At 56.7% G+C, this 20,252-nt stretch carries 19 protein-coding genes; 9 read left to right on the forward strand and 10 right to left on the reverse strand.

What is annotated here, in order from left to right; all coding sequences use genetic code 11:
• Positions 1–122 precede the first annotated feature (122 nt).
• The 3 genes from fumC (at position 123) to KUF54_RS03905 (ending at position 3,895) form a co-directional block, all read left to right on the forward strand.
• Positions 123–1,514: a class II fumarate hydratase gene (gene fumC / locus KUF54_RS03895; RefSeq protein ID WP_219345388.1), complete on the forward strand. Its 1,392-nt coding sequence runs from the start codon at positions 123–125 to the stop codon at positions 1,512–1,514.
• A gap of 105 nt (positions 1,515–1,619) precedes the next feature.
• Positions 1,620–2,264 (forward strand): ParB-like protein, encoded by a 645-nt coding sequence (locus KUF54_RS03900; protein WP_219345389.1) that lies wholly within the window; start codon positions 1,620–1,622, stop codon positions 2,262–2,264.
• On the forward strand, positions 2,261–3,895 hold the full coding sequence (locus tag KUF54_RS03905) for a SulP family inorganic anion transporter (protein ID WP_219345390.1): 1,635 nt from the start codon (positions 2,261–2,263) through the stop codon (positions 3,893–3,895). The genes KUF54_RS03900 and KUF54_RS03905 overlap by 4 nt, the downstream gene beginning before the upstream one ends.
• Before the next feature lie 157 nt (positions 3,896–4,052).
• Here KUF54_RS03905 and KUF54_RS03910 read toward each other — a convergent pair whose 3' ends face one another.
• Both KUF54_RS03910 and KUF54_RS03915 read right to left on the reverse strand, forming a co-directional pair.
• Positions 4,053–4,394: a hypothetical protein gene (locus KUF54_RS03910; RefSeq protein WP_219346458.1), complete on the reverse strand. Its 342-nt coding sequence runs from the start codon at positions 4,392–4,394 to the stop codon at positions 4,053–4,055.
• Positions 4,395–4,447: 53 nt separating this feature from the next.
• Complete coding sequence (locus KUF54_RS03915) at positions 4,448–5,149, reverse strand: DUF3334 family protein (protein WP_219345391.1); 702 nt, start codon at positions 5,147–5,149, stop codon at positions 4,448–4,450.
• A 124-nt stretch (positions 5,150–5,273) separates the two neighbouring features.
• Between KUF54_RS03915 and KUF54_RS03920 the strand changes: the two genes are divergently transcribed.
• Complete coding sequence (locus tag KUF54_RS03920; protein ID WP_219345392.1) at positions 5,274–5,798, forward strand: hypothetical protein; 525 nt, start codon at positions 5,274–5,276, stop codon at positions 5,796–5,798.
• Between the two features lie 98 nt (positions 5,799–5,896).
• On the opposite strand, the gene proX is transcribed toward KUF54_RS03920, so the two are convergent.
• The 4 genes from proX to KUF54_RS03940 form a co-directional block, all read right to left on the reverse strand.
• On the reverse strand, positions 5,897–6,943 hold the full coding sequence (proX, locus tag KUF54_RS03925) for a glycine betaine/L-proline ABC transporter substrate-binding protein ProX (RefSeq protein ID WP_370627576.1): 1,047 nt from the start codon (positions 6,941–6,943) through the stop codon (positions 5,897–5,899).
• A 31-nt stretch (positions 6,944–6,974) separates the two neighbouring features.
• Positions 6,975–8,228 carry a glycine betaine/L-proline ABC transporter permease ProW gene (proW, locus tag KUF54_RS03930; protein WP_219345393.1) on the reverse strand — a complete coding sequence of 418 codons (1,254 nt, stop codon included), beginning with the start codon at positions 8,226–8,228 and terminating at the stop codon, positions 6,975–6,977.
• Positions 8,229–8,241: 13 nt separating this feature from the next.
• Positions 8,242–9,552 (reverse strand): glycine betaine/L-proline ABC transporter ATP-binding protein ProV, encoded by a 1,311-nt coding sequence (proV, locus tag KUF54_RS03935; protein WP_219345394.1) that lies wholly within the window; start codon positions 9,550–9,552, stop codon positions 8,242–8,244.
• A 710-nt stretch (positions 9,553–10,262) separates the two neighbouring features.
• A complete protein-coding gene (locus tag KUF54_RS03940) occupies positions 10,263–10,901 on the reverse strand; it encodes a TIGR00645 family protein (protein WP_219345395.1) in 639 nt (212 codons plus the stop codon).
• 341 nt (positions 10,902–11,242) lie between these two features.
• On the opposite strand from KUF54_RS03940, the gene acs reads away from it, so the two are divergent.
• Positions 11,243–13,237, forward strand: coding sequence for an acetate--CoA ligase (gene acs / locus KUF54_RS03945; protein ID WP_219345396.1), 1,995 nt, complete (start codon positions 11,243–11,245; stop codon positions 13,235–13,237).
• Positions 13,238–13,361: 124 nt separating this feature from the next.
• Positions 13,362–13,820, forward strand: a complete 459-nt coding sequence (locus KUF54_RS03950) for a LapA family protein (RefSeq protein WP_219345397.1) — start codon at positions 13,362–13,364, stop codon at positions 13,818–13,820.
• Positions 13,821–13,960: 140 nt separating this feature from the next.
• Here KUF54_RS03950 and argG read toward each other — a convergent pair whose 3' ends face one another.
• The 4 genes from argG to KUF54_RS03970 form a co-directional block, all read right to left on the reverse strand.
• Positions 13,961–15,298: an argininosuccinate synthase gene (gene argG / locus KUF54_RS03955; protein WP_219345398.1), complete on the reverse strand. Its 1,338-nt coding sequence runs from the start codon at positions 15,296–15,298 to the stop codon at positions 13,961–13,963.
• 108 nt (positions 15,299–15,406) lie between these two features.
• A complete protein-coding gene (locus tag KUF54_RS03960; protein ID WP_219345399.1) occupies positions 15,407–15,724 on the reverse strand; it encodes a pyrimidine/purine nucleoside phosphorylase in 318 nt (105 codons plus the stop codon).
• A gap of 157 nt (positions 15,725–15,881) precedes the next feature.
• Positions 15,882–16,727, reverse strand: a complete 846-nt coding sequence (locus KUF54_RS03965; protein WP_219345400.1) for a glycine zipper 2TM domain-containing protein — start codon at positions 16,725–16,727, stop codon at positions 15,882–15,884.
• Positions 16,728–16,852: 125 nt separating this feature from the next.
• Positions 16,853–17,215 (reverse strand): ArsC family reductase, encoded by a 363-nt coding sequence (locus tag KUF54_RS03970; protein WP_219345401.1) that lies wholly within the window; start codon positions 17,213–17,215, stop codon positions 16,853–16,855.
• Positions 17,216–17,320: 105 nt separating this feature from the next.
• On the opposite strand from KUF54_RS03970, the gene folC reads away from it, so the two are divergent.
• The 3 genes from folC to KUF54_RS03985 all read left to right on the forward strand — a co-directional run bounded on the left by folC (position 17,321) and on the right by KUF54_RS03985 (position 20,162).
• A complete protein-coding gene (gene folC / locus KUF54_RS03975) occupies positions 17,321–18,646 on the forward strand; it encodes a bifunctional tetrahydrofolate synthase/dihydrofolate synthase (protein WP_219345402.1) in 1,326 nt (441 codons plus the stop codon).
• Positions 18,647–18,725: 79 nt separating this feature from the next.
• On the forward strand, positions 18,726–19,634 hold the full coding sequence (locus KUF54_RS03980) for an SPOR domain-containing protein (protein WP_219345403.1): 909 nt from the start codon (positions 18,726–18,728) through the stop codon (positions 19,632–19,634).
• A 30-nt stretch (positions 19,635–19,664) separates the two neighbouring features.
• The gene (locus KUF54_RS03985) at positions 19,665–20,162 is read left to right on the forward strand and encodes a CvpA family protein (protein WP_219345404.1); all 498 of its coding nucleotides are present in this window, start codon (positions 19,665–19,667) and stop codon (positions 20,160–20,162) included.
• The last annotated feature ends 90 nt before the right edge of the window (positions 20,163–20,252 follow it).

Here is a 20,252-nt window from a genome sequence, read left to right on the forward strand (position 1 = left end):
TGCGCAGGTTTTGGCTGGCTTTTAAAGATCTGGCCGTATGGTGATTTGGGTTGAGTTAGGTGTCTGTCGAATGCGAGACTGCCTCGGAAGAAGTGGTTAATTTGTATTGCAAGGAGTACTTCATGACTGCGAATCGCCAAGAAAGAGATACTTTTGGCTTGATTGATGTGCCGGCTGACAAGCTCTGGGGAGCGCAAACCCAGCGCTCACTGCAGAACTTTGATATCAGCGGTGAGCTCCAGCCGCGTGAAATCATTGCAGCACTGGCGCAGGTCAAAAAAGCCAGCGCTACCGTCAATCACGCTTTGGGTTTGCTCGATGGGCCAAAGTCACAGGCCATCAATGCCGCGGCAGATGAAGTGTTGAGCGGCCAGCACTCACAAGAGTTCCCGTTGGTGGTGTGGCAGACCGGCTCGGGCACGCAAACCAATATGAATGTGAATGAAGTGCTGGCCAATCGAGCCAGTGAACTGATGGGCGCAGAGCGCGGAGAAGCGCGCCTGGTACACCCCAACGACGATGTGAATAAAAGCCAGTCCAGCAACGACGTGTACCCCACAGCCATGCATGTGGCTGCGGTCGTTGCGATCGAGGGTAAGTTGCTGCCTGCAATGCAAAAGCTGCGCACGACACTGCAGGCCAAGAGTGAGGCGTTTGCCGACATCGTCAAAATTGGTCGCACCCATCTTCAGGACGCCACACCGCTGACGCTGGGGCAGGAAATATCTGGCTGGGTGGCCCAGCTCGCCCATTGCGAAGCCCATGTGCGCGCCGCGTTGCCGCATTTGTATGAACTGGCACTGGGCGGCACGGCGGTGGGCACCGGGCTGAATGCGCCCAAGGGCTACGCACAAGGTGTGGCGGCGGAGCTGGCACGTTTAACCGGCTACCCTTTTGTCACATCGCCCAATAAGTTTGAGTCTTTAGCCAGCTGTGACGCTTTGGTGTATGCACATGGCGCTCTTAAAACAATAGCAGCTAGCTTGATGAAGATTGCCAACGATGTTCGCTGGCTGGCCTCTGGCCCCCGCAGCGGGCTGGGTGAAATCTCCATTCCTGAGAATGAGCCGGGCTCTTCCATCATGCCCGGCAAGGTCAACCCCACACAGTCAGAAGCCGTCACCATGCTGTGCGCGCAGGTCTTTGGCAATGATGTGGCAATCAACTTCGGGGGTGCATCGGGTAACTTCGAGTTGAATGTGTTCCGCCCTCTGATTGCGCATAATTTTTTGCAAAGCGTGCGCCTGTTGGCGGATGGCATGGTGAGTTTTAACGACCACTGCGCCGTTGGGATTGAGCCCAACCGTGCGCGTATTAGTGAGCTGCTTAGTCATTCGTTGATGTTGGTGACAGCGCTCAATCCTCATATCGGTTACGACAAGGCGGCCTTTATCGCCAAAAAGGCCCACAAAGAAGGCAGCAGCTTGCGCGATGCGGCCGTTACCAGCGGCTATGTCACGGCCGAACAGTTTGACCAGTGGGTGGTGCCTGAGCAGATGGTGGGCAACTTGTAGGTCAACACCATCTTGATGAAGAGCCCGGCATCCGGGCTCTTTTCTTTTCATAGGAGAGGTGCTCACAATGATCTATCAGCTTTGATTGACCCCTAAGGAGCCTTCATGCGCGCTCAGCAATACTTAGAGCAGGTTCAGGTTTCGGATTTGCGCCCCACGCAAATGACGGTTGGCGTGGCGGAGGTCGCTTTAAAGCGCCAGCAGTGGGCGCAGCTCAAACTCAAAGAGCGCAGCAAGCTGCTTTTGAATCACTGGTTTCCTGCTGTTAAAGGCCCCAAAGGTTTATTTTTTATCGTCGATCACCATCACCTGGGGCTGGCGCTGGTGCAAGAGAAGGTGAAAAGTGTTTGGGTCATGCAGCAGGCTGACTTCAGCATGTTGGAGCCAGATATGTTCTGGCGGCTCATGGAGTTTCAGCACTGGGCGCACCCCTACGATGAAAAAGGCCGTCGCCGCAAGTACTCGGACATTCCACAAGCGCTAGAACAACTCAAGGACGACCCCTACCGCAGCTTAGCGGGCGAGGTTCGCAAAGCTGGGGGCTATGCCAAAGAAAGCGCGCCATATACAGAATTTCTGTGGGCGGACTTTTTTCGTCCGCTGTTCAAAAAAACCGATTTGCGCAGCAGTGGCGGGCAAGGCCTGCCCGAGTCTGTGGTGACCGAGGCTATCGCTTTGGCGCGCAATCCCAAAGCGCAGTCCTTACCCGGCTGGTCAGGCGTTAGCAGCAGTCACCATAAATCCTTATGACGAGCCGACGCTTCACTTTGCCTGCGGGAGCGGACTGGATTGCCGGTTTTTCCATTGCGGGCCTGTTGCTGCCTGAGGCAGTTGCTTACTCCGGCATCGCCGGTGCGCCGCCGCAGGCCGGGGTCATTGCGCTATTTGCAGGTCTGCTGGTTTATGGGTTGCTGGGGTGCAGTCGCTTTGCCATTGTTTCATCCACATCATCGTCGGCGGCGGTGCTGCTGGCGGCTACCAGCTCGGTGCTGCATGTGTCCGCAGACCACCGCAGCCTGATGGGCGTGGCCATGGTGCTGATGGCGGGCGTGATGTTTGTGTTGGCGGGCTTGCTGCGGCTCGGAGCAGTTTCGCAGTTCATTGCTAAACCGGTATTGCGCGGTTTTTCCATTGGCTTGGCACTGACCATTGTTGTCAAGCAACTGCCGCTGGCCGTGGGCGTAAAGCCTGCCCACAGTGACTTTTTGCACTTCAGCTGGGATTTGCTGGTCATGCTGGAGAAGTGGAACTTTTACGGCTTGGCAATGCTGCTGGGTGCCTTGCTGGCTTTGCGCCTGCTGGCGCGCTGGAAGGCCGTGCCGGGTGCTTTGCTGGTGATCGCTGCTGGCATTGCGCTGGACACATTGGGTTTTGACAAAGCATGGGGCATAGCGCCCGTGGGTAGTTTGCAATTGGGCGCTGCGCATCTGGCCTTGCCTGACTTGGCGTGGGTTGATTGGCTGCGAGTGGGGCAGTTGGCGGTGGCTCTGGCTTTGATTTTGTATGCCGAGTCATACAGCTCCATACGCTCGCTGGCGCTGCGCCATGGTGATGCCGTCAATTCCAACCGAGATTTGCTAGCGCTGGGTGGCTCCAATATGGTGTCAGCGCTGTTTCAGGGTTTGCCGGTGGGAGCCGGTTTTTCGGCCAGCTCAGCCAATGAAGTGGCGGGTGCGCAAAGCAAAGCTGCAGGGCTGATTGCCTGCGCGGTGGTCGCTTTGTTGGTGTGGCAGCTATTGCCGTGGATGGAGCGTATTCCCGAGCCCATGCTGGCCGCCATCGTCATTCATGCCGTGGGGCATTCGCTCAGTTGGAAGGCGCTACAGCCTTATTTTTTATGGAAGCGTGACCGTGCCGTGACGCTGACGGCGTTTGTTGCTGTCATGGTGCTGGGCGTGCTCGATGGCCTGCTGCTTGCCATGGTCGTCAGCGTGTTGATGCTGCTCAAGCGCATGTCTGGTGCACATGTCAGTGAGTTAGGGCGACTGGCGGGTGGTCATGATTTTGTGGATTGCGCCCGCCACCCTGATGCGCAGAGCATTGAAGGAGTGCTCGTGGTGCGCCCCGAAGAAGGCTTGTTCTTTGGTAATGCCGATACGGTGATGAGCGATATCCAGGTGCGGGCTTTGACACGTCCAAAGTTGCGGGCGGTGGTGCTAAGCCTAGAAGAAAGCCCCGATCTGGATAGCACCAGCATTGAGGCGCTGACAGAGTTAACCCAGCAACTGGCGCAAGCTGGCATATCGCTGCATTTGGCCCGTGTTAAAGACTCTGTGCGTGAGTTGCTGCAGCGCGTGCAAATTGACGGCCTTGGTGCCGACAGCTACGCCGCTTGGAGTGTGGACGACGCAGTGAGGGGGCTCAACCTCCACGGTCTGTGAAGAGATCATTGAAGGTCGCGTTGCGCAGAGGCAGGGCAAAGCCTAAGTTTGCTGCACCGCTCAATGCCTGAGTGTCCGTTAAAGCTTGAGTTTGAGCTTGTGCTTCAGTTTTAGCGTCAGTCTGCGCCACTTCCCGTCCAAGGTGGCTGAGCCCGATTCATGGCTTGGGTGGAGCGTTCTTGCTAGCACGCGCTGAGTTCGCTGCGGCATCCATTTGCTCTAGTCGCTGCTGCATGGAGTCATGGCTGATGCCGCTGGAGGGTGGGCGGTCAAACATGTCCCGGCCTTCATTTTTGTTGGCGCTGCTGAAATTGAATTGCACCCGATTGCCCTGCTGTGGCTGGCCAGAGTACATGGCTTGGCCTTGGTTAACGGCTTCTTGGCCCTTGCAGGCATAGCCCATGCCGTTGGCATCGACACAGCGAGCTTGTTGGGCCTGAGCCAACTCCGAGGCCAGCGTTAGCGAGCACAGCAGCAAGGGCATGAAAGTTTTACGCATCAAAGCTCCTTGGTTAGAAGTCTTGATGCTATGCCTTTGCAGCCTTGCCAATATTACAAACCCAGTGACTTGAGCAGATCGTCCGTGTCGCTATTTGTGCTGGGCGTTGGTGCAGGGGCATGGGCGGCTTTATCCGCTTTGGCGGCATGTGCTTGCTCCATCAACTGATCGGGGTCGGGCTTTTCTTGCGGCTCGAAGTCCTTGATCTTGATGAACTCCATGTGGTCCACCGCCATCTCTAGATAAAAGATGTTGTTGTTGCCGGTGTAGAAGGTGACGCGGCGGGCTTCTGGAGCGTCTAGATTGGCGTCCACGCTGAGATTGACTTGCTTGTTGAGGCGAATCATCTTGGGCTGGCTTTGCGAGATATTCGTTTGCAGCTCACGCTGCACCTTGCTGGTGAAGTCACCCACGACTTGGTTCATCAGCTCGCCCATGACGTTGCTGACTTCGTCTGAGGTGTAGGAGCTAGCCAGATCGCTTTCGGACATGCCCATCGAGAGCAGGTAGCTACGGTACAACTCCATGGCGGCCTCGGCCGAGAAGTTGATGATGACTAGCGCGGAAAAGCCGCCATCGATCAAGACAAAGCAACCAATGTCAGGCTTGAGGCTGGTCTTGGTGATGCGCTGCACCATGCCGGAATACTGAATCGGACATTGGGTCGCGATTTGCAGCACGCTAGAGACGGAGTTGCATAGGGCAATCAGCACATCTTCAGTGCCGTGAATGATGGTGGCGTGTGGTGTGCTCATGGCGCTAGTGATGCTGTAGATGGGCGATTATGTATGCAACACTTTGTTGCAACCAGCTGCTGTCATCGATTCAATGCATTCGCTGTCTGTTAACGTGCCTGCTTTTGAGAATTCAAAGGTATCCATGCACAGCAAGCTGTGGCGTTTGGCAGCCAGTGCCATCGTTGTGACAAGTCTGACGGCTTGCTCCACTGTCTCGAATATGACGGGCAAGGTCTCGCAGACTTTGGATCAAACCTGGGATAAGGCTTGGTCCAGCATCAGCGGCAAGAAGCAGCCAGCAGCGGCAGTCCAGACCAAGGCGCCAGCGCCCTTGCCGTCGGCCTTGAAAGTCAGTCAAGAAAGTGGGCGCTGGCAGGGGCTGTATAGCTTGCAAGCAGACAAAGGGCGCTTTCAGGAGTGCGAGTCTGGCCAGACTATTGATGTTTTGCCCGAGAGCGATAGTGTGTTGCTGGAGCAGGCTTACTTGAATACACGTAGCAACCCATCGGTCTTCATGCTCGCAGAGGTGCAAGGCCGTGTGGTGGAACGCCCCGTCAGCGACCCAGTGCTGGCCCAGCAAGGCGGCAAGATGCTGGCGCTGCGTGTTGAGCGCTTTGTGAGCTTGTCGAGCAAGGCGGCTTGCAGCAACGGCAAGTTAAGCTGGTAATCACAAAAATCGATAAAAAAAGAACCGGTGTTTGAAGTCGGTTCTTTTTTGATAGCTAATAGTCCTTTTACTATAAGGACTGCAGCCTGATTTCACTCTTATTTTTGAGCCGCAGAGCGTGCTTGCTCCAGCCAGCCGTCAAAGATCTTTTGATGGGCCTTGATCCAGCCATTGGTGTGTCGCTCAATGTCTGAGTCCTTGCCTTGGCCTTGGCTCATCATGAAGTTCTGCGCGTTGATGTCGCCGACTGAAAGCTTCATGACTTCAAACAGCTTGGCCGCCGCAGGGTTCTGCTCTGCCCAAACCTTGTTGGCCACGATTTGCTGGTTGTTGGCGATAAAGCCGTAGTTCTTGCCATTGGGCAGCTTGGTGTCGATACCAGACTGCTCGCCGGGCTGGGCAGAGAAGGGCACTTGTAGCCACACCACATCTTTGCCGGGCTTGAGCACATTGCTCACCCAGTAAGGCGTCCAGGTGTAGTAAAGAATGGGCTTGCCTGCCTTGTAGCGCGTGATGGTGTCCGCGATCAGGGCCGAGTAGGTGCCTTGCTTGTGGGTGATGTTGTCTCGTAGTTTGTAGGCAGTGAGGTGGTGCTCAATCATGGCCTCACACCCCCAGCCGGGAGTGCAGCCGGTCATATCGGCCTTGCCGTCGCCGTCGGCATCAAACAGCTTTGCAATCTCGGGCTTTTGCAGCTGGCCTAAGTTGGTGATGCCATAAGCCTCAGCCGTCTTTTTGTCGATCAAGTAGCCCTGAGCGGCATTGGCAGCGAAGACACCTTTGCGGTAAAGCTTGGCGTCGCCACCCGCATTTTTGTAATAGTCAGCGTGCAGCGGGTTCCAGTGGTTGGCCATAAAGGTCGCGTCGCCATTGGCTAGCGCGATGTGGGCTGTGGGGTATTCCACCTCCTTCATGGGTTGGACCTCATAGCCTAGCTTTTGCAGCGCCTTCATCACCAAAAGGGTTTGGAAGGTTTCTTCGGCAACAGAGCTTTTGAGGGGCTGAACTTTCACACCTTTGCCGGGCAGCTCGTCTGCTGCAAACGCATTGCTGCCAGCGAATGCCATGGCGGCCACCGCTGTGCTGGCAAACAGCCAGCGGCTGAAGTGTTGGCGCATGTTGGGGGCGTTTTGAATCTTGTTCATAGTTCCTTTTCCTCTTCTGTGTTCTTTGGGGTCAAACCGCAGCGGGCTTGGCTGGCGCAGTGTGGGGTTGTGGCGCGGGTACCGCTTGTGGCTTGTTTAGCTGGCGCATAAGCAAACCGGCAGGGCCTGTCGTCCACCAGCGGGCGCTGCCGCGCTGGGGTTCGCCCATGGCTTGGGTGAGGCGGTCCAGCACGATGGCCAGCAGCACAATGCCCAAGCCGCCCACGGTGGCCAAGCCCATATCTAGGCGACCAATACCGCGCAGAACCATCTGGCCCAGACCGCCCACGGCGATCATGGAGGCGATCACCACCATAGACAGCGAAAGCATTAGCGCTTGGTTGATACCGGCCATGATGGAGGGCATGGACAGCGGCAGTTGCACCTTCCACAGCAGTTGCATTGGTGATGCGCCATAGGCTCGGCTGGCTTCAATCAAGTCAGGGCGCACTTGGCGAATACCCAGATTGGTCAGGCGAATCAGCGGCGGCAGCGCAAACACAATGGTCACGATGACGCCGGGAACATTGCCAATGCCGAACAGCATGACGACGGGCACCAGATACACGAAGGCCGGTGTGGTCTGCATGGCGTCTAGCAGCGGGCGTGTCCAGCGCTGGGCGCGGTCACTGCTGGCCAGAAAAATACCGGTGGGCAGGCCGATGACGATGCAGAAAAACAGCGAAGTGAGCACCAAAGCCAGCGTGACCATGGCCTCAGACCAGATGCCAAGCACGGCCACGCCTAGCAAGGCTAGTGCCGAGCCAATGGCCAGCTTGCGCCCGGCAAACTGCCATGCCAGCAGCGCAATCAGTAGCACGAGCACAGGCATGGGAATGGTTTGCAGCACATCGGTCACGCCGTTGAGCGTTGCGTCAATGGGGGTGCGAATGGCCTGAAAGAAGGGGCGAAAGTGTTCCACCACCCAAGCAAGACCATTGTTGATGGAGTCCTGTACAGGCAGGCCTTCCGTAGTAATTTGCTGCCATAGCTGGCCTAAACCGCCGTCATGCGCGGGTGCATCGGTAGGTGATGCGGCGCTGAGCCAGTCTGCGCTGCCGGCTTGGCTGGTGGCGTCGCCGCCGCCTTCACTGCTACCCCAAGCGGCTGTGCTGCTGCCGGCATCTGCATCGGCATAAGAGGCAGCCCATGGATCTACATCAGCCGTGCTTACGGGCTCGGGCGTGCTTGCAGGTGCTGTGGCTGTCTCTGAGGCAGCAGCCCACGGGTCTTCAAAAGCAGCGATGTTGTCTGTACTTTGGGTAGTGATTGTGTTGTCGTTCAAATCGGCTCCCTCCTTATTGCGCTGCGCTCTGGGCAGCTTGTGTTGGTTGATCAGTCATGCTCTGGGCGGGCTGGAAATTCGGGTCCAGCTTGACGGGCGGAATTTCTTTTTGCGGCGGCGGCACAGGCGGTGTGGCGCGGTCCAGGAACTTGAGCATGGTGGTGCGGCTAATCACGCCCAGATACTTGCCGTCCTCATCCACCACGGGAAGGGGGTAGGGTGGGGCAGCCACGGCGCCGAACAACTCGGCCACTGGCTGGTTGCTGGCAATAGGCTGCACGTTGGGCAAAAAGGCGTGCTTGAGGCCTAACATGCCTTCGTGCCCCTGCAGCGCGTCGCGCAGCGACTGCGACGAGACAACGCCCAAAAACAGCTTGCGGGCGCTGAGCACATAGGCGTGGTCGCGGTCAGAGTCTTCCAGCAAGCGCAGTGTGGCGCGGCAGCCGCGGTCGCTGTGCTCTGAAATCACGGTCAGTGCTTGGCGGGCAATGTCAGAAGCCTTGAACACGGCAGCCGTGTCCACACCCTGAATAAAAGTGCGCACGTAGTCGTTAGCAGGCTTGCGCAAAATTTCGTCGGGCGTGCCCACTTGCTGCACCATGCCGTCTTTCATGATGGCAATGCGGTCGCCAATGCGCATGGCTTCGTCCAGATCGTGGGAGATGAAGACGATGGTGCGTCGCTTGATTTCTTGCAGGCGCAGCAGCTCGGACTGCATTTCGGTGCGGATGATGGGGTCGAGTGCCGAGAAAGCCTCATCCATCAGCAAGATTGATGGGTCCGACGCCAGCGCACGGGCCAACCCCACTCGCTGCTGCATGCCGCCCGATAGCTCGTCAGGGTAGCTGCCAGCCCAAGCGCCAAGGCCTACTTGCTCTAGCGCATCATGCGCTTGCTGCTGGCGCGTGGCGCGGTCCACGCCGGCTAAATCCAGGCCAAAAGCCGTGTTGTCCAGCACCGTCAGGTGAGGCATCAGCGCAAAAGACTGGAACACCATGGAGATGTCTTTGCGGCGCAGAGCGCGCAAGTCTTTGTCGTTCAGCGCGTTGATGTCCTGGCCGTCGATCAAAATGCTGCCGCTGGTAGGCTCGATCAAGCGGTTGAGCATGCGCACCAGAGTCGATTTGCCTGAACCAGACAGACCCATGACGACAAAAATTTCACCAGCTTCAATGGTGAAGTGGGCATCGAAAACGCCGATGGATTGCCCGGTCTGGGTCAGGATTTCTTGCTTGGTTCGACCCAATTTGACGAGGTTGAGCGCGGTTTTCGGATCGTCTCCGAAGACCTTAAAGACATGATCAATTGCGATTTGCTTGGCCACTGTGGCGTTTTCCTTTTGATGGATGGAACACAGTCCAGCGCCCATAACCGGCAATACCGGTGGGCGCTGGCGCACAAGCCAAAATAAAACCCTGATGTGGCTGCAATACCGGCTCGTATGGAACTGGCTGTGCAGCGCAGTGGCGCTGAAAAGCGCCGTTTTGCAGCCCGAATGGCACCAGCAAAGGGTGCGCAAGAGCTGTCAGTGTGAAGAAGTCAGAGGCTGGCAAGAGAGGTGCCGACGGCACGTCTTTGCAAGACTTCTTGTCAGGCCAACCTTGGTGCAACGACCAAGGAGAGCCCCCATGCATCAGGGCCGTGTTTCGGCCCGGTTGACGGGGCTGCGCCAAAGAGCGGCAGACGCTCTTGAATTGACACAACGATCCGCCGGAAGTGAATCAGCCGTATTTCGAGAAATAAGGCGGATGACCTGCGCGGCAGGTTGTAAATGACTTTTTAATATAACGAATTGATTTTTATGCGTCAAATCGAACTGTAAGCCTTGAGTTCTCAATCGCCATGAAATCCAGTGCTTGAAACATTTCAATACCCTAAAAGTAGAGCGCCAAGTGATTGATTGATAAAGGCTTGCGGTGTATTGAGGCGCTGATTTGGTGAGTTGTCAGCTTTTGCAGACTTTTACGTTATGGCGAACGTAAAAAAGCCCCGTCATGGCGAACCATGCGGGGCTTTTTTGGGCGCTTGCGCCGATTAGTGGAGTGAACTGCTGGTGAGCTTGTCGGTGTAAGCAATTGCCAGCGCACTGAACAGGAAGACGACGTGGATGATGGTCTGCCACATCAGGACTTGTACTTCATAGCTGCCGGCGTTGATAAAGCTTTTGAGCAGGTGAATTGAGCTGATACCAATGATGGACAGCGCAAGCTTGACCTTGAGAACTGAAGCGTTCACATGGCTGAGCCACTCTGGCTGGTCAGGGTGGGACTCCAGCCCCAAGCGGCTCACAAAAGTCTCGTAGCCACCCACGATGACCATGATCAACAAGTTGGAGATCATTACCACGTCAATCAGCGCCAGCACCACGAGCATGATGATGGTCTCGTTGAGCTGGGTGATCTGGATGTCGCTCTTGTAGCCGATGCTGGTGACAAGCGTTTGCAAGGCTACTTGGCTGCCGAAGACAGCTTCAATCAGGTGCCATAGCTCCAGCAGAAAGTGCCAGACATAGACGCCCTGAGCGCCGATCAGGCCCAGGTACAAAGGCAGTTGCAGCCAGCGGCTGGCAAAAATCAGCGCGGGAAGAGGGCGCAGCGCGACGGGGGTTGGATAGTTAGCAGGCGATTTTTGAGGGGCGGCTGTGCCTGTCTCGTCGCTGGGGGTGCGGCTCATGATGTGCTTAAAGGTGTGAAAGTCCGGCCTGTGCAGCCGTTCAAAGAGGTGGGCGAAGGGGCACGCCGCCTCGCACTGGCCTACCGATGAGATCAGGCTGTTTTGGCCCTGACCCTGTTGGCAGCAAGTGGGCGATTCTAAGGGTTTGTTCTAGGTCCTTTGGATGAAACTGCAAGTAAATCAACGCTGAATAAGGACTTGTTGCTGCAAAAATGGGAGTGATTGAGGAGCTGTTAGGCGCTGAAAGTTGAGATGCGAATTTCAGTCAGTAGCGTGTAAGACCAAGCCTTGACAGTACCCACACAATAATTTCATTGCCGCGAGCATTAGGAGACAAAACGATGAGCACAGCGACATCAGCAATCGAATCTGTACTGGTGGAAAACCGGGTGTTTCCGCCTGCTGCGGACTTTGTGGCCAAGGCCCGCATCTCGGGCATGGCGCAGTACCAAGCCTTGTGCGATGAGGCCGAGCGTGATTACGAAGGCTACTGGGCGCGATTGGCCCGCGAGAACGTGCAGTGGACCAAGCCGTTTACGCAGGTGCTCGATCAAAGCAACCCACCGTTTTACAAATGGTTTGCCGATGGTGAGCTCAACGCCAGCGCCAACTGCTTGGATAAGCACATGGGCACGCCCGTGGAAAACAAGACCGCTATCATCTTTGAAGCCGATGGCGGCGAAGTCACCAAGGTCACCTACAAAGAGCTGCTGGCCCGCGTTAGCCAGTTTGCCAATGCCCTCAAGGCGCGCGGCGTGCAAAAGGGCGACCGCGTTTTGCTTTACATGCCCATGACCATTGAGGGTGTGGTGGCCATGCAGGCCTGTGCGCGCCTAGGTGCTACGCACTCGGTGGTTTTTGGCGGTTTCTCGGCCAAGGCGGTGCAAGAGCGGATTGTGGATGTGGGCGCCACGGCCATCATCACCGCCAACTATCAGATGCGCGGCGGCAAAGAGCTGCCGCTTAAAGCCATTGTGGATGACGCGCTGGCGCTGGGCGGCTGTGAAGCGGTCAAGACCGTGTTCGTATATGAGCGCACAGCAACGGCGTGCAATATGGTTGCAGGCCGCGACATCACGTTCACGCAAGCCTTGGCAGGCCAGTCCACTGAGTGCCCGGCCGTTGCCGTCAATGCCGAACATCCGCTGTTCATCCTCTACACCAGCGGCTCTACCGGCAAGCCCAAAGGCGTGCAGCACGCAACCGGCGGCTATGTGCTGTGGGCCAAGCAGACGTTTGAGTGGACTTTTGATAACAAAGACACCGATGTGTTTTGGTGCACGGCGGACATTGGCTGGATCACCGGTCACAGCTATGTGGCCTACGGCCCGCTGGCTGCAGGCGCCACGCAAATCGTATTTGAGGGGGTGCCCACCTTCCCCAATGCCGGGCGCTTTTGGCAGATGATTGAGCGTCACAAATGCTCGATTTTCTACACCGCGCCCACGGCGATTCGCTCGCTCATCAAGGCGGCAGAGTCAGACGAAAAAGTACACCCCAAGAACTGGGATTTGAGCAGCCTGCGCTTGCTGGGCTCGGTAGGTGAGCCTATCAACCCCGAAGCCTGGATGTGGTACTACAAGCATATTGGTCATGAAAAATGCCCGATTGTGGACACCTTCTGGCAGACCGAAAATGGCGGCCACATGATCACTCCGCTGCCCGGTGCTACGCCGCTCGTGCCCGGCTCTTGCACATTGCCGCTGCCCGGCATTACGGCGGCCATCGTTGATGAGGCTGGCAACGACATGCCCAACGGCGTGGGCGGTATTTTGGTTGTTAAAAAGCCTTGGCCTTCAATGATTCGCACCATTTGGGGCGACCCGGAGCGCTTCAAAAAGAGCTACTTTCCAGAGGAGCTCAAAGGCTACTACCTTGCTGGCGACGGCGCAGTGCGCAGCGAAGATCGTGCTTATTTCCGCATTACTGGCCGCATTGATGATGTGCTTAACGTCTCGGGTCACCGCATGGGCACGATGGAGATTGAATCTGCATTGGTCTCCAAGACCGATTTGGTCGCGGAAGCCGCTGTGGTGGGGCGCCCCGATGATTTGACGGGTGAAGCGATTTGCGCCTTTGTCGTGCTCAAACGCGGCAAGCCTACGGGCGAAGAGGCCAAGCAAATCGCAGCCGAGCTGCGCAATTGGGTGGCCAAGGAGATTGGCCCCATCGCCAAGCCCAAGGACATTCGCTTTGGCGACAACCTGCCCAAAACCCGCAGCGGCAAGATCATGCGCCGCCTGTTGCGCTCGCTGGCCAAGGGGGAGGCGATTACGCAGGACACCAGTACGCTAGAGAATCCAGCTATCTTGGATCAGTTGTCAGAGACCCATTAATCTAACTGCTCTGTAATTCCAAGGCCGCTGTTCGCAGCGGCTTTGTCATTTCTGGGCTTCCTCTGACTTTTGGGCAGCGTTTCTTGGGTTAAAACAGCACATCTCAGAGGTAAAGGAGCACAACATGAACTTTCGCACTATTTTCATCAGCATCATCGTGGCTCTGATCGCCGTGTTGGCGGCATTTAACTGGACGGCGCTTTCCACCCCCATGCCGGTATCACTGGGCATTACGCATATTGATGCGCCGCTGGGCGTGCTCATGCTGGCACTGACTATTTTGCTCAGCGTGTTCTTTATCGCTTATGTGCTGTGGATGCAAGGCTCAGTGCTAATGGAGGCGCGTCGCCATAACAAAGAGATGCAAGGTCAGCGTGATCTGGCCGACAAGGCCGAGGCATCTCGCTTTACAGAACTGCGCAGCGTCTTGGAAGCCATGCACGCCAAAGACAGAGAAACGCTGATGGCGCGCCTTGATGTGCTGGAAGCGCACTTGGTGCAGCGCGCTCAGGATTCGGACAACAGCACGGCAGCTTATGTGGGCCAGCTGGAGCAGCAAGTCCACAAGATCAATCGCATCTAAGCGTTTTTAATGGCATCTAATGCAATATTGATAGCTGCAGGTCTTTGATCTATAAGGACTAGAGGCCTAAAAAGCTTGAGGTGGAATGAAAAAAGCCGCTGCATTCATTGCAGCGGCTTTTTTGTGGGTGCTGACCTGAATTACTTCTGGTCGTTACCCAGCTGAGGCAGGGCGCTGGAGCTGCTCACGCTCAGCAGGCCAGCCTTGGAGTAGATAGCCAGCTTGGCGCGGGTGTCGATCAAGTCCAGATTGCGCATGGTCAGCTGACCGATACGGTCGATAGGGCTGAAAGGTGCGTCCTCAACCTTTTCCATGGACAGACGCTCGGGAGCGTAAGTCAGGTTAGGCGAATCAGTGTTCAGGATGGAGTAGTCGTTGCCGCGGCGCAGTTCCAGCGTCACGGTGCCGGTCACGGCGCGAGCCACCCAGCGCTGCGAAGATTCGCGCAGCATGATGGCTTGTGGGTCAAACCAGCGGCCTTGGTACAGCAGGCGGCCCAGACGCAGGCCGTTGATGCGGTACTGCTCAATGGTGTCTTCGTTGTGGATGCCAGTCACCAGACGCTCGTAAGCGATGTGCAGCAGGGCCATGCCGGGAGCTTCGTAGATGCCGCGGCTCTTGGCTTCAATGATGCGGTTTTCGATCTGGTCGCTCATGCCCAGACCGTGGCGGCCACCGATGCGGTTGAGTTCGAGGAACACTTCGACAGCGTCGGTGTACTCTTTGCCGTTGATGGCCACAGGGCGGCCTTCGTCGAACGTGATGGAGACTTCTTCAGCCTTGACTTCGACTTCAGGCTTCCAGAAGGCAACGCCCATGATGGGGTTCACGATGCGGATGCCGGAGTTCAAAAACTCCAGATCCTTAGCTTCGTGGGTTGCGCCCAGCATGTTGGAGTCGGTGGAGTAGGCCTTTTCAGCCGACATCTTGTAGCCGAAACCTTCTTGGGTCATGAACGCCGACATTTCAGCGCGGCCACCCAGCTCGTCGATGAAGGTGCTGTCCAGCCAGGGCTTGTAGATCTTCAGATCAGGATTAGTCAACAGACCGTAGCGGTAAAAGCGCTCAATGTCGTTGCCCTTGAAGGTCGAGCCGTCGCCCCAGATGTTGACGTCGTCTTCCTTCATGGCGGCCACCAGCATGGTGCCGGTAACAGCGCGGCCCAGAGGGGTGGTGTTGAAGTAGGTGATACCGCCGGTGGAGATGTGGAAGGCGCCGGACTGGATAGCGGCAATGCCTTCGTTGGCCAGCTGAGGGCGGCAGTCGATCAGGCGGGCCTTTTCAGCGCCGTATTCCATCGCCTTGCGAGGAATTTCGTCGTAATCGGCTTCGTCGGGCTGGCCCAGATTGGCGGTGTAAGCGTAGGGCAGGGCGCCCTTGTTCTTCATCCAGCGCAGAGCGGCGGAAGTGTCCAGACCGCCGGAGAAGGCGATGCCGACCTTTTGGCCGACAGGAACATTTTGCAGAATGGTTTCCATGAGATTACTCTTTAAAGTGATAGCGGAAAGTCCAATATGTATAAGGACTTGCGGCTAAAAAGGCTTGAAATTCTGGAGGCTGGCAGCACACTGCTGCTAAAACTCTAATTAAGCGTAATGGCAGATGTAGTGGTAAGCCTCAGTCACGCGGATGTCGAACTTGGAGTTCGCGGCGATATGAAAGCTTTCACCAGCTGCAGACTTCTTCCACTCATCGCTGCCGTCGAGCTTGTACTCGCAAGAGCCACCCACGCATTCCATGATTTCAGCAGCAGCGGTGCCAAAAGTCAGGGTTGCGGGCAATACCACGCCGACCGACTTCTTGGTGCCATCCGCCAGTGTGAAGCTGTGGCTGACGCACTTGCCGTCAAAGTAAACATTGGCTTGAGTGGTGAGGCTGACGTTGGCAATGGTTTCGGTGGTCATGGCAGAAGTACGCTGAGAGTGGTCGAAGATCAAAACCTCTGATTTTAGGCTACGAGATTTGTATGTGTGCGAATGCTTGGCAAAGGCAGAAAAAACAAGAGCCCCGAATTGGGGCTCTTGATCAGCATTCACTTATTTTTCAACGCTCTTAAGAGACTTAGCGGCGCCAGCCATGTCCGCCATAACCGTGGCGGTATCCGCCATAACCGCCGTAACCACGGTAGTAGTGGCTTTGCCTTGTGGCGTAGTAAGCGCCTGCACCGATGACTGCACCGAGCAGCAGTGGGCCGACAAAGTCAGTTGCTGAATAGCTGGAGCTGGAAGAGTACGTGGGCGTTACCGGCTGGGGAGCGTAATAGCCGCTTTGGTAACTATTTTGATAGCCCGTTTGGTAAGTGTTGGGGTAGCTCGTTGTGTAGCTGCCCTGATTGTCTTGTGGGTAGCTGGTCGAATAAGCGCCTTGCATCGGGGCTTGGTTGCTGTTGTAACCGTTGCTGTTGTAGGCAGCAGAGTTGTAACTAGTGCTGTTGGCAGCAGGCTGCACATTCAGCGCAATCCACTTGCCGGGCAGGTCGGTGGTCTGCGTGGTGTAGTTGCGGCCGTTGTACTCATAGGTGACGTTGAAACCTATGGTGCGGTTTTGGTAGAAGGTTTGAGTGCTGCACTGGCGCACGGTTTGGTACTGGGCCGGGCCAGTCGCTTCGACTTGATTGCCCAGCATCGCGCCGCCAATCAGGCCCGCGCCTGTGGCTGCTGCACGGCCACCGCCTCCACCAATCGCATTGCCCAACAGACCGCCAGCAATGGCGCCGACCACAGCGCCCGCGCCACTGGGACGTGGGGCGACCGCCACTTGCTGGTCGCTGCATACCTGCTGAGGCACGGCCACTTGCTGGGTGATGGGGGTGGTGGACAGCACGCGGCCTTGCTCTTGCGCAAAGGCACTGCCAGCGAAACTGGTCGCTGCCGCGGCTGTAAAGGTCAAAACTGCCAGAGTTTTCATCAAAATCTCTCCTGTCTCTGAAGCTATAACGCGCCAGATCACCAAGAAGTTTAGGGGATCGACGTTAAGTTCATGAATCCGCTTCGTAAAACAAGGTAAAGCTATGTGGATGTGTGAGCGTTTGCTTACTTGGAGATGAATGCCTGCCAATCATCTGCTTTAAAGCCGATGGTGATTCTTCCGTCAGCCCATTCCACCACGGGGCGCTTGATGGTGCTGGCGTGCTCTTGCATCACGGCTGCGGCGCTGGCGGCGTCCACTGCGCTGGCTTTGGTGGCGTCATCGAGCTTTCGCCAAGTCGTGCCTTGGTGGTTGAGTAGTTTTTCCCAGCCCACGGCTTGCATCCAGTCAGGCAGGCGCTGCGCAGGAACGCCTTGCTTTTTAAAATCGTGAAACTGGTAGACAATGCCTTGCTCGGTAAGCCAGACCCGAGCCTTCTTGACGGTGTCGCAGTTGGGAATGCCGTAAACGGTGGTGATTTTGCTCATGGGCTAAAAAACGGATTGGGTGAAACGGTTAGCGTCAGATGTAACGCATTTGTCATGTGCCGCAGCTCATAGGGCCTCTGGCTGTGGGTGACAATAGCGACCAGTATGCACACCACATTTCCCACCTTGGATGCATGGCTTGCTTATTGCGAGCGTCTGCATCCCCAGAACATTGCCTTAGGTCTGGATCGCGTGCGTGAAGTCGCACAGCGCATGGGCCTGAAATTTGATTGCCCCGTCATTACGGTGGCTGGAACCAATGGCAAGGGCTCTACCTGCGCCATGCTCGAAGCTGTCGCTTTGCAGTCAGGCTACCGCCCCGGTGTCTACACCTCGCCTCATCTGGTGCATTTTGAAGAGCGCTGCCGTGTGGGCGGTGAGATCGTCAAAGCGGATGAGCTGCTGGCGCACTTTGAGGCGGTAGAGCAGGCCAGAGTCAAGGATGGCGCTGAGGTTGCGCTCACTTACTTTGAGTTCACCACGCTGGTCATCATGCGCATGATGAGCCATTCCAAGCTGGATATTGCGATTTTGGAAGTGGGCCTGGGCGGCCGTCTGGATGCGACGAACATTGTTGACGCCGATTGCGCCATCATCACCAGTATTGACGTCGATCATGTGGAGCTTCTGGGCCCAGACCGCGAAAGCATTGGCCGCGAGAAGGCCGGCATCATGCGCGCTGGTCGCCCTGTCATCGTCAGCGACCCCGTGCCTCCGCAAAGCGTGATTGACCATGCGGCCGAGATTGGTGCCGAGCTGTGGCTCTTTGGCAAAGACTTCAATTACGACGGCGACAAGCAGCAATGGGCTTGGGCGGGTCGTGCTCGCCGCTATGCAGGTTTGGCTTATCCGGCCTTGCGCGGAGCCAATCAGCTCATGAATGCTTCTGGCGCGCTGGCAGCTTATGAAGCTATTCGCAGCAAGCTGCCTGTGACGGCGCAAGCCGTACGCACGGGTCTGTCTATGGTGGAGCTGCCCGGGCGCTTTCAGATTATTCCCGGTCAGCCAACCTTGGTGCTGGATGTGGCCCACAACCCGCATTCTGTGGCGGCGCTGACGGCCAATTTGGATGCTATGGGTTACTTTCCGACCACGCATGTCGTGTTTGGTGCCATGGCAGATAAAGATTGGGAGCCCATGCTCAGCAAGGTAGGCCCGTTGATTGACCGCTGGTACTTCACGGATCTACCCACGCCGCGCGCTGACACTGCCGAAGGCCTCAAAGCCAAGTTGATGCAATTGCAGGCTAAGGGCATCATTCGCAAAGATGTGAGCATGCAAACCTTTGCCAATCCGCAACTGGCGCTGGATGCGGCGGTAGAGGCTTGCGATGCCGCTGATAGAATCGTCGTCTTTGGATCGTTCTTTACCGTTGGTGGAGTGCTGCAAAACGGCACGCCACGTCTGAACGCCAAACACTTGGCTCATTGAGCCTGCGGTCATTCGTTAGCGCTTAGCTAGTGCTTGTTAGCGCCTGCATCTAGCGGATGACCTCAACCTGTCCAAACTCATGGCACTTTTCAATTTTCGTTGGCCTGGAAAAAGTGGCGATGCCGAGTCCGTGGCTGGCGCCAAGCGCCCCAGCCGCCTGGCCCAAGGCGAAAGCGTGGATGACATGCGTCGCCGCGCACGTCACCGCCTGATTGGCGCTGCGGCGCTGGTGCTGATGGGTGTGGTGGGCTTTCCGCTGTTGTTTGATACGCAGCCAAGGCCCATACCGGTCAATATTCCTATTGAAATTCCGGATCAGGCGAACTCGGTCCCTGAAGTGGTCTCAGATACTTCTGCCGGTCGCGTTGCCACCAATGCATCTTTGGATGATGGCGAAGAAGTTTTGGCGCCAGCAAGAGCTCCAGCAATCGCCACATCTGTACCCGCCGCATCTGCGCCGGTTGCAGGTGTAGTTGCTGCGGCGACTGCTGTGGGTGGCGCTGCGGTTGTTGCTTCTCAGGTCAAGCCAGAACCAAAGCCTGAGCGCAAACCTGAGCCTAAACCAGAAGCTAAGCCAGAAGTAAAGCCTGAGCCCAAGCCAGAAAAGCCCAAGGCTGAAGTTAAAAAGCCCGAGCCGAAACCAGAGGTCAAGGCTGAGCCTAAGCCTAAGCCAGAGCCAGCCAGAGTCGATGAGGCCGCCCGTGCCCGTGCTTTGCTCGAAGGTCGCGCCATGCCTGCGGCTGCTCCCAAGGACGCTGCTGCAAGCAATGAGCGCTTTATCGTGCAGATCGGTGCTTTTGCTGAAGCTAGCAAGGCCAATGAGATCAAGGGCAAGCTCGGTAGCGGTGCGTTTACGCAGTCTGTAGATACCAAGGAGGGCAAGCGCACACGTGTGCGTATGGGGCCTTTCAAGAGTCGTGAAGAGGCTGATAAGGCGGCTGCCAGAGCCAAGGGCTTGGGTTTTCCGGCTTCTGTATTCAAGGGTTGATGTGAGTTTTGAGCTGGGCGAATTTGAGTGATGGCTACGCTGGACTGGATTTTTATCGGCGTATTGCTGTGCTCTATGCTGCTGGGGGCCTGGCGTGGTCTGGTCTATGAAGTCTTGTCTTTGCTCGGCTGGGTGGTCGCCTTTATGGTGGCGCGCATTTGGGCGCAAGAGGCGTCAGTCTGGTTGCCGCTCGATGGCTGGGATATGCAGCTGCGCTATGCGGCGGGTTTTATCTTGCTGCTGGTGGGCACCATGTTTGCCTGGGGCGTGATCTCTTGGTTATCCAAGCAATTGATCGAGGCAGTAGGGCTAAGACCTGTAGACCGCACGCTGGGCGCCTTGTTTGGGGTTTTGCGCGGCGGCTTATTGCTACTGGTGCTGGCGTTGGTCATTCAGTACACCCCGCTGCAAAACGCGCAGTGGTGGCTGGATTCAACTTCGGCGCCTTGGCTGTCTGCGGCGCTGGGCTGGGTCTTGCCGGCTTTGCCGCCTGAGTGGGGGCATTACCTGCCCGCAGCAGCATCTTGAAGAAGAGTTTGTTGCCACAATTTACGTAAGTGAAGAGTGGCCAACGTGTTTGCTGTAAAACGCAGTGAGCGCGGACGTTGATTTGGTGTT

It is taken from the genome of Comamonas sp. Y33R10-2, from assembly GCF_019355935.1.
Classification (GTDB): Bacteria; Pseudomonadota; Gammaproteobacteria; order Burkholderiales; family Burkholderiaceae_C; genus Comamonas.

What these genes read in the sequence shown, in the direction of transcription:
- fumC (WP_219345388.1), top strand. Translation starts at nt 123, where the DNA reads ATGACTGCGAATCGCCAAGAAAGAGATACTTTTGGCTTGATTGATGTG.
- KUF54_RS03900 (WP_219345389.1), top strand. Translation starts at nt 1,620, where the DNA reads ATGCGCGCTCAGCAATACTTAGAGCAGGTTCAGGTTTCGGATTTGCGC.
- KUF54_RS03905 (WP_219345390.1), top strand. Translation starts at nt 2,261, where the DNA reads ATGACGAGCCGACGCTTCACTTTGCCTGCGGGAGCGGACTGGATTGCC.
- KUF54_RS03910 (WP_219346458.1), bottom strand. Translation starts at nt 4,394, where the DNA reads ATGCGTAAAACTTTCATGCCCTTGCTGCTGTGCTCGCTAACGCTGGCC.
- KUF54_RS03915 (WP_219345391.1), bottom strand. Translation starts at nt 5,149, where the DNA reads ATGAGCACACCACACGCCACCATCATTCACGGCACTGAAGATGTGCTG.
- KUF54_RS03920 (WP_219345392.1), top strand. Translation starts at nt 5,274, where the DNA reads ATGCACAGCAAGCTGTGGCGTTTGGCAGCCAGTGCCATCGTTGTGACA.
- proX (WP_370627576.1), bottom strand. Translation starts at nt 6,943, where the DNA reads ATGAACAAGATTCAAAACGCCCCCAACATGCGCCAACACTTCAGCCGC.
- KUF54_RS03940 (WP_219345395.1), bottom strand. Translation starts at nt 10,901, where the DNA reads ATGAGCCGCACCCCCAGCGACGAGACAGGCACAGCCGCCCCTCAAAAA.
- acs (WP_219345396.1), top strand. Translation starts at nt 11,243, where the DNA reads ATGAGCACAGCGACATCAGCAATCGAATCTGTACTGGTGGAAAACCGG.
- KUF54_RS03950 (WP_219345397.1), top strand. Translation starts at nt 13,362, where the DNA reads ATGAACTTTCGCACTATTTTCATCAGCATCATCGTGGCTCTGATCGCC.
- argG (WP_219345398.1), bottom strand. Translation starts at nt 15,298, where the DNA reads ATGGAAACCATTCTGCAAAATGTTCCTGTCGGCCAAAAGGTCGGCATC.
- KUF54_RS03960 (WP_219345399.1), bottom strand. Translation starts at nt 15,724, where the DNA reads ATGACCACCGAAACCATTGCCAACGTCAGCCTCACCACTCAAGCCAAT.
- KUF54_RS03965 (WP_219345400.1), bottom strand. Translation starts at nt 16,727, where the DNA reads ATGAAAACTCTGGCAGTTTTGACCTTTACAGCCGCGGCAGCGACCAGT.
- KUF54_RS03970 (WP_219345401.1), bottom strand. Translation starts at nt 17,215, where the DNA reads ATGAGCAAAATCACCACCGTTTACGGCATTCCCAACTGCGACACCGTC.
- folC (WP_219345402.1), top strand. Translation starts at nt 17,321, where the DNA reads ATGCACACCACATTTCCCACCTTGGATGCATGGCTTGCTTATTGCGAG.
- KUF54_RS03980 (WP_219345403.1), top strand. Translation starts at nt 18,726, where the DNA reads ATGGCACTTTTCAATTTTCGTTGGCCTGGAAAAAGTGGCGATGCCGAG.
- KUF54_RS03985 (WP_219345404.1), top strand. Translation starts at nt 19,665, where the DNA reads ATGGCTACGCTGGACTGGATTTTTATCGGCGTATTGCTGTGCTCTATG.